We start from the raw sequence: 14,453 nt of genomic DNA, 5'->3' as shown, positions 1-14,453 counted from the left end.
TTATCAAATATGTCGCTATGAACGCCCCACTAGCTTTGAACCAGTTGTTGGACGCTGAGGCGGGTTCCCCCCGTCTGCGTGAAATTCCCTACAACTACACCTCCTTTTCCGATCGAGAGATTGTTATTCGCCTATTGGGTGAGGAGTCATGGCGCGTTTTAAATAACTTACGTGGCGTTCGCCGTACTGGCCGTTCTGCGCGGATGTTGTTTGAGATTCTCGGTGATATCTGGGTTGTTCAGCGTAACCCATTCTTGCAAGATGACTTGCTCGATAGTCCAAATCGTCGCAAGCAATTAATCGATGCTCTCTGGCATCGCTTGGGCGAAGTCAAGAAGCGTAATAGCGGCGACTCTGCAGATCAAGTCGAAATTTTATTAAGCGCTGCCTATCGCGCAATTGAAAATTTTGAAAATGGATTTAAAGAAGTTGAAGTCATTCGTAAGCGCGCCAAAAAAGAGTTGGGCCGTCATACCGCTTCTGACAATATTTGTTTTGATGGTGTGTCTCGTGCTGCGCACGTTACTGATGCAACAGACTGGCGTGTTGAGTTTCCACTCGTCGTTCTCAAGCCTGACTATGAATCTGAGATTCCGGGTTTAGTTAAAGCTTGTGTTGAATTAGGTTTGACCATTATTCCTCGTGGAGGCGGTACTGGTTATACCGGTGGTGCAATTCCGCTCTATGCAATGTCTGCAGTTATTAACACTGAGAAGTTGCAAGATATTGGTGGTGTTAAAGCTAAAAAACTTCCTGGCCTGGACCGCGAAGTGTCAACTATCTTCACGGGCGCCGGTGTTGTGACTCGCTGCGTATCAGATGCTGCGGAGCATGCTGGACTTGTGTTTGCAGTTGATCCGACCTCTGCTGATGCCAGCTGTATTGGCGGCAATATTGCGATGAATGCAGGTGGTAAAAAAGCGGTTCTTTGGGGAACAGCTTTAGACAACCTCGCTAGCTGGCGCATGGTTGATCCAGAAGGTAATTGGTTGGATGTTGAACGTCTTGATCACAACATGGGCAAGATTCATGATGTGGCAATGGTACGTTTTCAGTTAACTTGGTCTGATGGAAATAGTGAACCTGGTCAGCGCATTCTCAAAACAGAATTATTAGAAGTCGAAGGCAAGCGTTTCCGTAAAGAAGGTTTAGGAAAAGACGTTACTGATAAGTTTTTATCGGGATTACCTGGTGTGCAAAAAGAAGGTTGCGATGGTTTGATTACCAGTGCAACTTGGGTTTTGCATCGGATGCCTAAATTCATGCGCACAGTTTGTTTGGAGTTTTTTGGTCAAGCACGCGAAGCTATTCCGAGCATTGTAGAAATCAAGGCTTACCTAGACGGATTAAGTAAGCAAGGCGGCCCAATCTTGGCAGGCCTTGAGCATTTAGATGATCGTTACTTAAGAGCGGTTGGTTACTCAACAAAATCTAAGCGCAATAGCTTGCCTAAGATGGTGTTGATTGGCGATATTGCAGGTGATGATGAAGAGGCCGTTGCCGCTGCAACTAGTGAAGTAGTGCGTATGGCCAACTTACGGGTTGGCGAAGGTTTTGTTGCCGTTAGCGCGGAAGCGCGTAAGAAGTTTTGGCTAGATCGCGCTCGTACAGCTGCGATTGCCCGTCATACCAACGCATTTAAGATCAATGAAGACGTCGTAATTCCTTTGCCACGTATGGGCGAGTACACCGATGGCATTGATCGTATCAATATTGAGCTTTCTCTCAAAAATAAGCTGCAAGTGCTCGATGGTCTAGAAGCTTTCTTGAAGAAGAGTGCTTTACCGCTTGGTAAGAGTGATGCTGAGTATGAGATTCCAACAGCAGAAATCTTGGGCGATCGTGTTCAGCAAGCGCTAGATTTAATTGCTAAGGTTCGCGGAAAGTGGGCTGAGTGGCTTACTGAGATGGACTCTTATTTCCCCCGTCTGCAGGATTACAGCTTGCGCGCTTCCTGGAAAGAGGAAGTACGTTCAGAGTTGCGCATCATCTTTGGTGGTCTAGCGTTTGAGCCTATTCTCACTGAGTTGGAAGCCATTCATAAAAATATTTTGCGTAAGCGTGTGTTCGTGGCTTTGCATATGCATGCGGGTGACGGTAACGTTCACACTAATATCCCTGTCAACTCTGATGACTATGAGATGTTGCAAGATGCCCATCGTGCCGTAGATCGCATCATGAAGTTAGCGCGCTCATTAGACGGAGTAATCTCTGGTGAGCATGGTATTGGCATCACCAAGTTAGAGTATTTAACTGAAGCCGAGTTAAAAGACTTCCGTAGTTATAAGAATCGCGTTGATCCAGAAGGCCGCTTTAACAAAGGCAAATTAATGCCGCATGCAGATCTGAGTATGGCTTACACACCAAGCTTTGGCTTGATGGGTCATGAGTCAATCATCATGCAGCAAAGTGATATTGGCGCGATTGCTGATAGCGTGAAAGATTGCTTGCGTTGCGGTAAATGTAAGCCAGTGTGTTCTACACACGTGCCACGTGCAAACTTGCTTTACAGCCCACGCGATAAGATTCTGGCAACCTCATTATTGATTGAAGCCTTCTTGTACGAAGAGCAGACACGTCGTGGCGTTTCGATTCGTCATTGGGAAATGTTTGACGATGTAGCCGCACATTGCACCGTATGTCACAAGTGTTTGACGCCTTGTCCTGTCAAGATCGACTTTGGTGACGTCACTATGAACATGCGTAATTTATTGCGTAAGATGGGTCAGCAACGTTTTAATCCTGGTACTGCTGCGTCAATGTTCTTCCTTAATGCGACTAGCCCAGAAAGCATCCATCTTGCCCGCAAGACGATGATTGGTTGGGGTTACAAGCTACAGCGCTTGGGTAATGATGTTCTGCGCAAGTTTGCCAAACAACAAACAGCCCACCCTCCTGCAACTGTGGGTAAGCCGAGCGTTAAAGAGCAGGTGATCTTCTTTGTTAACAAGAAGATGCCAGGCAATTTACCTAAGAAAACCGCTCGCGCTTTATTGGATATTGAAGACGCTAACTATGTACCAATTATTCGGGACCCTAAAACGACTTCTGCTGATACTGAAGCAGTGTTTTATTTCCCGGGCTGTGGCTCTGAGCGTTTGTTCTCACAGGTAGGCTTAGCTACTCAGGCTATGTTGTGGAATGTAGGTGTGCAAACGGTATTACCTCCAGGCTACCTTTGCTGTGGCTATCCACAGCGCGGTAATGGCGACTTTGATAAAGCTGAGAAGATGATCACGGATAACCGTGTCTTATTCCACCGTGTTGCCAATACTCTGAATTACTTGGATATCAAGACCGTCGTAGTTTCATGTGGCACTTGTTATGACCAGTTGGCCGGCTATCAGTTTGAGCAGATTTTCCCTGGTTGCCGAATTATTGATATTCATGAGTTCTTGGCTGAAAAGGGTGTGAAGCTCTCTGGCGTCACTGGCGTGAAATATATGTATCACGATCCTTGTCACTCACCAATGAAGTTGCAGGATCCCTTGAAGACGGTCAATGAGTTAATTCAACTCGAAGATGGCAAAGCCATTACTAAAAATGATCGTTGTTGTGGCGAGTCTGGAACTCTGGCTGTAACTCGTCCTGATATCTCTACGCAAGTTCGTTTCCGTAAGCAGATTGAAATGGAAAAAGCTGCCAATGAATTGCGTCAAGGTGATTTCACTGGCGATGTCAAAGTGCTGACTAGCTGCCCATCCTGCTTACAGGGTCTGACACGTTTTGATGCTGATAGCGATACGACAGCGGATTACATTGTGGTGGAGATGGCGCAGAAGTTGTTAGGCAAAGACTGGATGCAGGACTACGTTGCTAAAGCAAACCAAGGCGGTATTGAGAGGGTTCTCGTTTAATGATTCCAAGCAACATCGTTGTGCATCAACAGTCCAAGGTTCTAGAGCTCTCATACGAGAATGGCCAGACTTATAAATTGCCCTTTGAGTTTTTAAGAGTTCTATCTCCCTCTGCGGAAGTTCAAGGTCATGGACCTGGACAAGAAACATTGCAAACTGGTAAGCGCGATGTCTTGATCGCAAACATTGAGCCTGTTGGCCACTATGCCCTCAAGCCAAGTTTTTCTGATGGACACGATTCAGGTTTGTACTCTTGGGATTTTTTATATTTCTTGTGCGAAAACCAAGAGCAGTTATGGAAAGAGCATTTAGATAAATTGGCTGCTGCTGGTCTTGATCGTGATGCGCCTATGGCGCAGCCAGGACAGTCGGGCGGTCATTCTTGTGGAAGTCACTAATGAGTAAAACGCACTTTGGTTATCAAAGCGTTGATGAGGCCGAGAAGGCCGGTAAGGTTGCTGAAGTATTTCACTCGGTAGCTAGTAAATATGACGTGATGAATGACCTTATGTCATTTGGTTTACACCGTGTTTGGAAAAAAATTACGATTGCGCGCGCAAATGTTCGCCCAGGTCAAAAGGTTTTAGATATTGCCGGTGGAACTGGCGACTTAGCTGCAGCATTTGCAAAAGCAGCCGACTGGGGTCGCAACCCCGACGCTCAAGTTTGGCTAAGCGACATTAATGCCTCTATGCTGGGAGTTGGTCGTGATCGACTCTTAGATCGCGGAATGGCTTTGCCTTGTGTGCAGTTTGATGCAGAAAAGATTCCATTTCCTAATAATCATTTTGACGTAGTTACGGTTGCCTTTGGTTTGCGCAATATGACGCACAAAGAGCTAGCTTTAGGTGAAATGCGTCGGGTAATAAAGCCGGGTGGCCGTGTATTGGTATTGGAGTTTTCGAAGCCAGATGCCTTTTTGCAGCCGGTATATGACACCTATTCTTTTAAGGTTTTGCCATGGTTGGGTGAGAAGATTGCTCAAGATTCAGAGAGCTATCGCTATTTGGCGGAATCCATTCGTATGCATCCAGATGCACAAACCCTCAAAGAAATGATGTTAGGAGTGGGTTTTGATGAAGTGGAAACCCATAGGATGACTGGGGGTATCGTTGCCCTACATATTGGTATTAAATACTGATAGTTGTATAGTTTTTAAAGTCTTAAAAACTAAAGAAATTGAGCAGTTATAAGAAGGGGTACAGGTTTATGAATAAACATTTTTTTAAAGCAACACTCTTGAGTCTTACTTTAATTTTTGCAACAGTGGGTCATGTTGATGCCGCTCGTTTAGGTGGTGGTAAGAGCGTAGGCAGAGCCCCAAGTGCGCCAATTCAAAAGCAAGCTGCGCCAGTACAAAAACCTGCACAGCAAGCACAGCCTGCTGCACCTGCTCCAGCTCCACAAGCTCCTGCGCCTAGTCGTTTTGGCGGCATGGGTGGCATTTTGGGTGGCTTAGCTGCAGGCTTGGGTATTGGTTACCTCTTGTCCCATTTTGGTTTGGGTGAGGCAGCCTCTTCTTTGATCACTGGTTTGTTGATTGCTGTTTTGGCAGGCTTTGCGATTATGTTTGTAATGCGCAAGCTCATGCCAAAAATGTCTAGTGCAGGTCAAAGCCCTAATCTTTCCTCAAATGGAATGCAGCGCACTGGCTTGGATCAGACACCAAGACAGGAGCCGGCTTTTACTCCTGCTGCAAACGCATTTGGCGGAGTCAGTGCAGAGCCTGAGCCATTTCAATCAACCTTGCCTCCTGGTTTTGATCAGCAGACATTCCTTGAGAATGCAAAACAATATTTTGCAACCTTGCAAAAAGCATGGGATCAGGGTGATCTTGCTTCTTTGCGAGAATTTACAACTCCAGAAATGTTTGCCACAATCCAACAGGATCTAGCCGGTCGTACTGATGCAAGCAATCAAACCGATGTTGTCACTATCAATGCTCAACTCTTGGGAATTGAGACGGCTGATGGTCATTATTTCTGTAGCGTTCAGTTCAGCGGCATGATTCGTGAGCAACAGGGCGCACCAGCGAGCGACTTCTCAGAAATTTGGAATCTAAGTAAGCCAGTAGAGGGCCCTGGCGGCTGGGTACTGGCGGGTATCACCCAGTTGGTTTAAGCTTTAGGTACTTGCCGTCGGAAAACCCGCACTTGTGCGGGTTTTTTACACTTATGAACACACATTTCTCAACCACCCATACGATTGCCTCCAGCGCTGCCTGCCGGGGGATCAACCATGTTTTAGCTAGTGAGCCATGGGCATGTACTGAGTTGGCTCGCCATGCTAATAAAACCATTTTGTTACAGCTTCCGCTGGGCGACCTGTGCTTTGAGATAAAGCCCGATGGTTTATTGGCTAGCCTAAAAGAGATCGAGGCTCCTGCACTTACTTTAGAGGTTTCTTCAAAAGCGCTAAGTGATTTGGCTGGCAGCACTGGTTCATTGCGCGAGCAAGCCTTCAAGGCGGTAAAAATTACTGGTGATGCAGATTTGGCTCAACTATTGGGTCGTCTTGCTGGACAGCTGCGTTGGGAGTACGAGGAAGATTTAGCACGTTTAGTGGGTGATGCACCAGCAAACTTTGCGGTAAGACAAGGGAAAAAGTTTGTCTCCGCCACTCGCTCTGCTGCTGGTGATTTGCTGGACAATGTAGTGGAGTATGTCAGCGAAGAGAGAAAAGTGCTTTTAAATAAACGAGATTTTATGATTCGTAAATCTGAATTAAGCGAATTGCGCGAATCGGTAGATCGCATGGAAAAGCGCATTCAACTTCTAGAGCAAAAGGCTAAATAATCGTGCGTCGCATTGCTCGTCTTTACTTCATCTTTTTTACTGCTTGGCGTTATGGCTTATTGCCTTTGCTTCGCGATCTTTTAAGACCAGGCATTCGCCGTGGTTTCTTAACGATGCTTTGTTGGGTTTCTCCTGGCACACATTTGCCTAGAGGTGAACGCATTCGATTAACACTAGAAGCGCTAGGCCCGATATTTGTAAAGTTTGGACAGGTTCTTTCTACCCGTCGCGACTTATTGCCAGAAGACATCGCCAATGAGTTGGCTAAGCTGCAGGATCAAGTACCACCATTCTCAAATGAAGAATCTCGTCGCTTAATTGAGAAAGATCTAGGGCAACCAATTGAGGAAGTGTTTATTAGCTTTGATGCAACTCCAGTTGCTAGCGCCTCAGTGGCGCAGGTGCACTTTGGTGTATTGCGTGGAACAGATAAACGTCCTGAGTGGGAAGGTCGTGCAGTAGCTATCAAAGTTCTACGCCCCGGTATTTTGCCGGTGATTAATGGTGATCTGGCATTGATGTATGACCTTGCCAAGGTGATTGAAAAAAGTTCCGAAGATGGTCGACGTTTAAAGCCGCGTGAGAACGTAGCAGAGTTTGATACGTATTTGCATGATGAGTTGGATCTCATGCGCGAGGCTGCTAATGCAAGCCAATTACGTAGGCAGTTTGCGGACTCCGAGAAACTCATGATTCCGGAAATGTATTGGGATCTTTGTCATACCAATGTGATTGTGATGGAGAGAATGTATGGCATCTCAATTGGAAAAACTGATGCACTACGAGAGGCTGGAGTTGACTTTAAAAAGCTGGCTGCTGATGGCGTAGAGATATTCTTTACTCAAGTATTTGAGTATGGGTTCTTCCATGCAGATATGCATCCTGGCAACATCATGATTAGCTTAGAGCCAGAAACATTTGGCCGCTTCATTTCGCTTGATTTTGGAATCGTTGGCGCATTAAGTGAGACTGATAAAAACTATTTAGCACTGAATTTCTTGGCATTCTTTAATCGTGATTACCGACGCGTTGCTGAGTTGCATATCGAGTCAGGCTGGGTGCCTGCCAATACTCGTGTTGAAGAATTGGAGGGTGCAGTACGCTCTGTTTGTGAACCCTACTTTGATCGCCCGCTAAAAGAAATTTCTCTGGGTATCGTGTTGATGCGTTTATTCCAGACATCACGCCGCTTTAAAGTAGAAATTCAGCCACAACTGACCTTATTGCAAAAAACTCTCTTGAATGTAGAGGGTCTGGCCCGTCAACTTGATCCCGATCTGGATCTTTGGAAAACAGCCAAGCCGATTTTGGAGAGATGGGTAAGTAAGCAATTAGGATGGCGTGGATTATTAGATGGCTTAAAGGAAGAGGCGCCTACTTGGGCCAAGATTCTGCCCACATTGCCTCGTTTGATAGCGGATAGCTTGGCTAAAGGCAGAAATCCCGTAAAAGACCAAAACGGCGAAATTGAGGTCCTAAAGGCCCTTTTGCTCGAAGAAAGACGTACTCACCGCCTACTGGCCGGCGCTTTGCTCTTTGCAGGCGGGTTTTTGGCGGGAATTTTGATCATCAGCCTGGGCTTTTATTAGTCTCTCCCTGATTGGCTGCTAACCCGCTAAAATAGCGGGTTAGGCAGAACACATGAAAAAATACTTTATCGCTGGCATCCTCGTATGGGCACCATTGTCGATCACCATCTGGGTGATTGCCTGGGGCTTGGGTCTGCTCGATGGCGTATTCGGTTCTGTAATGCACGCCATCATTACAGTCTTCCCACGTCAATTTGCCGGAGATTTGCAGCATTTCCGTGAATTGCCTGGCGTTGGCATTTTGATTGTGATCGGCGTGATCATGGCCACTGGTTTGTTAGCAATCAGTTTTGCTGGTCAGTGGTGGATCCGGATGTGGAATAAGCAGATCAATCGTATTCCAATCGTTCGCTCTATTTATTCAAGTGTTCAGCAGGTTTCTTCCACTTTATTTTCCGGAAGTGGCCAAGCCTTTAGTAAGGCGCTCTTAATTCGTTATCCCCATGCTGACTCATGGGTGATTGCATTTCAAACAGGCACCCCTGCAAAAGAAGTGACTGCCAAATTAGGTGAAGATTACGTTAACGTATTTTTACCAACAACCCCAAACCCTACCTCTGGTTTTTTCATGATTGTGCCCCGTGCACAAACGATTGAATTAGAGATGAGTGTGGAAGAGGCTTTGAAACATATTGTTTCCATGGGTTCTGTTCCTCCCAATAGTTCTAGTGGCATAACTGCAACGCAGTTACCACACCATTTTTGATTTATAGGAAATTGTTATGTCGATGCGAAGCCATACCTGCGGCCAGGTAACCGATTCACTGATTGGTCAAGAAGTCACTCTTTCTGGTTGGGTGAATCGTCGCCGTGACCACGGAGGCGTTATCTTTATTGACTTGCGTGACCGCGAAGGTTTCGTGCAAGTAGTTTGCGATCCAGATCGCCCAGAGATGTTCGCCCTTGCTGAGCAAGTGCGTAGTGAGTTCTGCATACAGATTAAAGGTCTCGTGCGTGCGCGTCCTGCTGGTACTGAGAATGTAGATTTAGTTAGTGGAAAAGTAGAAATTCTTTGCCATAGCTTGGTGATCTTGAATGCATCTGTAACACCACCATTCCAAATCGACGATGAGAATTTATCCGAGACTACTCGTTTGACTCATCGCGTATTAGATTTGCGTCGTCCACAAATGCAAAAGAATTTGCGCTTGCGTTACAACGTTGCGATGGAGTGCCGTCGTTATTTGGATGACGCAGGATTTATCGATATCGAAACACCAATGCTCACTAAGAGCACACCAGAAGGCGCGCGTGATTATTTAGTTCCATCACGTGTACATGATGGTCAGTTCTTTGCATTGCCACAGTCTCCTCAATTGTTTAAGCAGTTGTTAATGGTGGCTGGCTTTGATCGTTACTATCAAATTACAAAGTGCTTCCGTGATGAAGACTTACGCGCAGATCGTCAGCCTGAATTTACGCAGATCGACTGTGAAACTGCTTTCTTGAGCGAGTTGGAAATTCGTGATTTATTTGAAAACATGATTCGTCATATTTTCAAGAAAACTATGAATGTGGAGTTGCCAAACCCATTCCCAACAATGCCTTACTCAGAAGGTATGGCGCGTTTTGGCTCTGATAAGCCAGATTTGCGTGTGAACTTTGAGTTCACTGAATTGACGGATTTGATGAAAGACGTTGATTTCAAAGTGTTCTCAGGCGCAGCGAACCAGGTTGGCGGCCGCGTAGTGGGCTTGTGTGTGCCTGGTGGTGCTGAAATTAGCCGTAGCGAAATCGATGACTACACCCAGTTCGTGAGCATCTATGGCGCTAAAGGTTTGGCGTGGATTAAGGTCAACTCTGTGGCTGAAGGCCGCAATGGTTTGCAGTCACCAATCGTGAAGAATTTGCATGACGCTGCGATTGAAGGCATCTTGAAGCGCACTGGCGCAAAAGATGGCGACATCATTTTCTTTGGTGCTGATAAAGAAAAAGTAGTGAACGACGCAATCGGAAATTTACGTCTGCGTATTGGTCAGTCTGCTTGGGGTAAAGAGCATGGACTGTTTACAGAAGGCTGGAAGCCATTGTGGGTAGTTGACTTCCCAATGTTTGATTACGATGAAGGTGAAGCGCGCTGGGTTGCTTGCCATCATCCGTTCACCAGCCCTAAAGATGAGCATATGAAGTACTTGGAGTCTGATCCAGGCAAGTGTTTAGCTAAGGCTTATGACATGGTGTTGAACGGCAGTGAAATTGGTGGTGGTTCTGTACGTATTCACCAAGAAGCAGTTCAAAGCCAAGTATTCCGTGCATTGAAGATTGATGCGGAAGAGGCGCAAGCCAAGTTTGGATTCTTGTTAGATGCACTCCAATATGGCGCGCCTCCACACGGTGGTATTGCGTTTGGTTTGGATCGTATCGTGACGATGATGACTGGTGCTGAGTCAATCCGTGACGTTATTGCCTTCCCTAAAACACAACGTGCACAGTGCTTATTAACTCAGGCTCCTAGTCCGGTTGATGAGCGTCAGTTGCGTGAGTTACACATTCGTTTGCGTCAAGCTGCACCTGCTGCTTAAAACAACTTAAGTAGCGTTTTAGATCCACCTTGAAAATCCCTATTTCGGTTTTAGTAGTTATCTATAAATCGAATAGGGATGTTTTATTGATAGAGCGTGCAGATCGCGCGAGCTTTTGGCAGTCCGTCACTGGTAGCCTTGATGCTATTGATGAGGATCTTGCTTTAGCAGCAGCCCGTGAAGTATTTGAAGAGACGGGTATTGCGGTAGAGGGGTTGCCAAAAGATGCCTTGCAAAATATGCACCACCAGATCGAATATGAAATCTATCCTGAATGGCGTTCTCGTTATGCGCCTGGCGTCACTCGCAATACTGAGCACTGGTTCTCATTAGAAGTTCCCAATAACACCCCTATTACGCTAGCGCCTAGGGAGCATGTGGCCTATGAATGGCTCCCATACCAAGAGGCCGCTAAAAAATGTTTTTCTCCTAGCAATGGAGAGGCCATCCTCAAATTATTTTCAGCAGCCCAAAGCCATCCTGAATAAGGAATAAGATAGAGCGATGAGACATTCATCGGGACATCATCACGGTAGCGCAGATTCAAAAACAGCGGGGCGCGGTGACTGGCGCGTTATTCGCGACCTACTCCCTTATCTTTTGGAGTATCGCTTTAGGGTCTTGATTGCCCTTAGCTGTTTGATTGCCGCCAAGGTTACCAATCTTGGTATACCAATTGTGTTGAAAGACTTAATTGATTCTTTAAATATCAATGTCAATTCACCGCAAGCACTTTTGGTCGTTCCCTTGGGAATTATTGTTGCCTATGGCCTTTTAAGAATTTGTGCATCCGTATTTACAGAACTTCGCGAAGCATTGTTTGCTAAGGTCACCCAGAACGCAGTTCGTAAAGTAGCACTTCAAGTTTTTGAGCACTTGCACTCCTTAGCGCTGAGCTTTCATCTTGCCCGTCAGACTGGCGGCGTAAGTCGAGATATTGAGCGCGGCACACGTGGCATACAGTCACTGATTTCTTATTCTCTCTATAGCATTCTGCCCACACTGATCGAATTTTGTTTGGTCTTAGGCTACCTTGCTTACTCCTACGATATTTGGTTTGCTGCGATCACTTTAGTTGCCTTAGTTCTTTACATCGTTTTCACAGTCGTAGTTACTGAGTGGCGCACGCATTTCCGCCGTACCATGAATGATATGGATTCGAAAGCCAATCAAAAGGCGATTGATTCCTTATTAAATTTCGAGACAGTGAAGTACTTTGGTAACGAGGCCTTTGAAGCCAGTCGTTACGATGAGAATCTTCTGCGCTATCAATCGGCTGCGGTGAAGTCACAAAAGACTTTGGCCGTATTGAATCTAGGTCAGCAAATCATTATTGCAGTTGGCTTAATGCTGATTCTTTGGCGCGCTACGGTTGGCGTGGTCAATGGCACCATGACTTTGGGCGATTTGGTCTTGGTTAATACCTTAATGATTCAGCTCTATATTCCCTTGAATTTCTTGGGTGTGATTTATCGAGAGATTAAGCAATCATTGACTGACATGGATCGCATGTTTTCTTTACTCAATACTGATAAAGAGATAGCGGATTCACCGGATGCTAAGACACTCCAAATTGAAAATCATGATCGTGGCCCAGACGTGCGGTTTGAGCACGTATCGTTTCACTATGATGCTAAGCGTGAAATTCTCCGCGATGTGAGCTTCAATATTCCTGCTGGGACGATTACAGCGGTGGTTGGTCAAAGTGGCGCTGGTAAAAGTACCCTCGCAAGATTGTTGTTCCGTTTTTATGATGTTCAATCAGGAAAGATTTTGATTGATGGTCAAAATATTCAGGATGTCACTCAGGCTAGTTTGCGCAAAGCTATTGGTATCGTGCCGCAAGATACAGTCTTATTTAATGACACGATTGGATACAACATAGCCTATGGCAATCCCTCTGCAACTATAGAAGAGGTGCAAGAGGCGGCCAGAGCTGCGCAAATTGATGGCTTTATTAAGCGTTTGCCCGAGGGTTATGACACTCAAGTTGGCGAGCGGGGTCTCAAGTTATCGGGGGGTGAGAAGCAAAGGGTTGCTATTGCTAGAACACTCCTTAAGAAACCTGCCATGCTCATATTTGATGAAGCTACTTCAGCGCTTGACTCTAAAACCGAACGTGCGTTTCAAGAAGAGCTTCTCAGCTTAGCCAAGAACCGAACAACACTCATCATTGCCCATCGCCTTTCAACCATCATTCATGCAGATCAAATTTTGGTAATGGATCATGGACAAATTGTGGAGTATGGCACCCATGAGGAGTTGCTTGCAGTAAAAGGTAAATATGCTGAGATGTGGCAGATGCAAGAGCGCGCCACTCTTGATTAGAATAGCTTTATGACTCAAAACAAATCTTCGACACCAATCGCCAAAAGCACCGAAGCAGTCTTAAAAAATGCATTTGCTGCTGCTGTGGCAGTGGCTGATCCACAAGTGATTGTTCCGCAGTATTTAGCGCAGATATTTCCAAAGGGTCAAGAACCTAAAGGGCGCTGTTTAGTTGTGGGTGCCGGTAAGGCTAGTGCATCTATGGCTAGCGCATTTGAAGCTTACGCAAAAGCGAATTGGCCGCAGGCGAAATTAGAAGGCGTTGTGCTGACGCGTTATGGGCATAACTCACCAACAAGCCATATTAAGATTATTGAGGCTGGGCATCCGGTACCTGACCAAGCTGGCATGGATGGGGCCAAGGAAGTATTGGCATTAGCAAAGCAATTGGAGCAAGGTGATGTATTGATCGCTTTGGTATCTGGTGGAGGCTCAAGCCTTCTGACTTTGCCTCAAGAAGGCATTTCTATTGATGACATGCGCAAGACCACAGAAGCGCTATTGCGAAGTGGCGCCCCCATTGAAGAAATGAATGTGGTGCGCAAACACCTATCTGCAATTTTGGGTGGTAACTTAGCCAGAGTTGCGATTGCACGTTGTGCAAGAGTGGAAGCTTTATTGATTTCTGACGTCACAGGTGACTCACCTGCAGATATTGCTAGTGGTCCTTGTGCCGCTGATTACTCTACGTATTTAGATGCGCTCAATATTTTGCAAAAATACGATTTAGTTACACCTGCTGTTCCGGCATCTGTTCTTGATCATCTCAAGCGAGGTTTAGCAGGAGAGATCCCTGAGACCTTAAAAGATATTGATTTGGTTGATAGCCAAGTTTCGAATCATGTCATTGCAACTGCCTATAAAAGCCTGGAAGCTGCTGCTGAGTATGTTCGTCACCAAGGCTATGAGCCAATTATTTTGGGTGACACAATTACCGGCGAGGCACAGGTGGTTGGTTTAGAGCAGGCCGCTTTAGTACGCGACTATGTGTCCAAGGGGTTTGATAAACCAATGGCTCTTATTTCTGGCGGTGAATGCACTGTGACTATCCCAGCTGGAGTCAAAGGCCGTGGTGGTCGTTGCAGCGAGTATTTGCTCTCACTCTTTGCGGCATCAAGCGATTTACCTCAATTGGCTGCCTTGGCTGCTGATACTGATGGGATTGATGGTAGCGAGAAGAATGCTGGAGCATGGTTTGATGCCGGCATTCGTCAAACTAGCCTGATCTCAAGCCTTGCGCCAGAAAAGTTCTTAGCTGCACATGATTGCTACGGCTTCTTTGCAGAAATGGATGCTTTAGTGGAAACTGGCCCTACACTTACGAATGTGAATGACTTCCGCATCATCTTGCTTAATAAATAA

At 46.0% G+C, this 14,453-nt stretch carries 11 protein-coding genes; all 11 read left to right on the top strand.

From position 1 onward, the window contains the following. Nucleotides 1-17: 17 nt before the first annotated feature. Complete coding sequence (locus ICN10_RS03660) at nt 18-3,857, top strand: FAD/FMN-binding oxidoreductase (protein WP_216212747.1); 3,840 nt, start codon at nt 18-20, stop codon at nt 3,855-3,857. Continuing rightward, nucleotides 3,857-4,255 carry a gamma-butyrobetaine hydroxylase-like domain-containing protein gene (locus ICN10_RS03655; protein ID WP_216212744.1) on the top strand — a complete coding sequence of 133 codons (399 nt, stop codon included), beginning with the start codon at nt 3,857-3,859 and terminating at the stop codon, nt 4,253-4,255. The genes ICN10_RS03660 and ICN10_RS03655 overlap by 1 nt, the downstream gene beginning before the upstream one ends. Beyond that, on the top strand, nt 4,255-4,998 hold the full coding sequence (gene ubiE / locus ICN10_RS03650) for a bifunctional demethylmenaquinone methyltransferase/2-methoxy-6-polyprenyl-1,4-benzoquinol methylase UbiE (RefSeq protein ID WP_216212741.1): 744 nt from the start codon (nt 4,255-4,257) through the stop codon (nt 4,996-4,998). Before ICN10_RS03655 ends, ubiE begins: the two co-directional genes overlap by 1 nt. 68 nt (nt 4,999-5,066) lie before the next feature. Beyond that, the gene (locus ICN10_RS03645; protein ID WP_216212738.1) at nt 5,067-5,978 is read left to right on the top strand and encodes a Tim44 domain-containing protein; all 912 of its coding nucleotides are present in this window, start codon (nt 5,067-5,069) and stop codon (nt 5,976-5,978) included. Between the two features lie 53 nt (nt 5,979-6,031). Next, entirely contained in the window at nt 6,032-6,652 is a 621-nt protein-coding gene (locus ICN10_RS03640; RefSeq protein WP_216212734.1) for an SCP2 domain-containing protein, read from the top strand. A gap of 2 nt (nt 6,653-6,654) precedes the next feature. Then, nucleotides 6,655-8,241: a ubiquinone biosynthesis regulatory protein kinase UbiB gene (gene ubiB / locus ICN10_RS03635; protein ID WP_216212731.1), complete on the top strand. Its 1,587-nt coding sequence runs from the start codon at nt 6,655-6,657 to the stop codon at nt 8,239-8,241. A 52-nt stretch (nt 8,242-8,293) separates the two neighbouring features. Beyond that, entirely contained in the window at nt 8,294-8,947 is a 654-nt protein-coding gene (locus ICN10_RS03630; RefSeq protein WP_216212726.1) for a DUF502 domain-containing protein, read from the top strand. 16 nt (nt 8,948-8,963) lie between these two features. Further along, nucleotides 8,964-10,763 (top strand): aspartate--tRNA ligase, encoded by a 1,800-nt coding sequence (gene aspS, locus ICN10_RS03625; protein ID WP_216212724.1) that lies wholly within the window; start codon nt 8,964-8,966, stop codon nt 10,761-10,763. 29 nt (nt 10,764-10,792) lie between these two features. Next, nucleotides 10,793-11,251 carry a dihydroneopterin triphosphate diphosphatase gene (nudB, locus tag ICN10_RS03620; protein ID WP_216212721.1) on the top strand — a complete coding sequence of 153 codons (459 nt, stop codon included), beginning with the start codon at nt 10,793-10,795 and terminating at the stop codon, nt 11,249-11,251. Nucleotides 11,252-11,267: 16 nt separating this feature from the next. Then, a complete protein-coding gene (locus ICN10_RS03615) occupies nt 11,268-13,091 on the top strand; it encodes an ABC transporter ATP-binding protein/permease (RefSeq protein WP_216212719.1) in 1,824 nt (607 codons plus the stop codon). Nucleotides 13,092-13,100: 9 nt separating this feature from the next. Then, nucleotides 13,101-14,453 (top strand): glycerate kinase, encoded by a 1,353-nt coding sequence (locus ICN10_RS03610; RefSeq protein WP_216212716.1) that lies wholly within the window; start codon nt 13,101-13,103, stop codon nt 14,451-14,453.

The sequence above is a fragment of the Polynucleobacter sp. 86C-FISCH genome, from assembly GCF_018882415.1.
GTDB lineage: Bacteria > Pseudomonadota > Gammaproteobacteria > Burkholderiales > Burkholderiaceae > Polynucleobacter.
The sequence above is the reverse complement of the archived record's forward strand: the minus strand, read 5'-3'. Positions and strand labels throughout refer to the sequence as shown.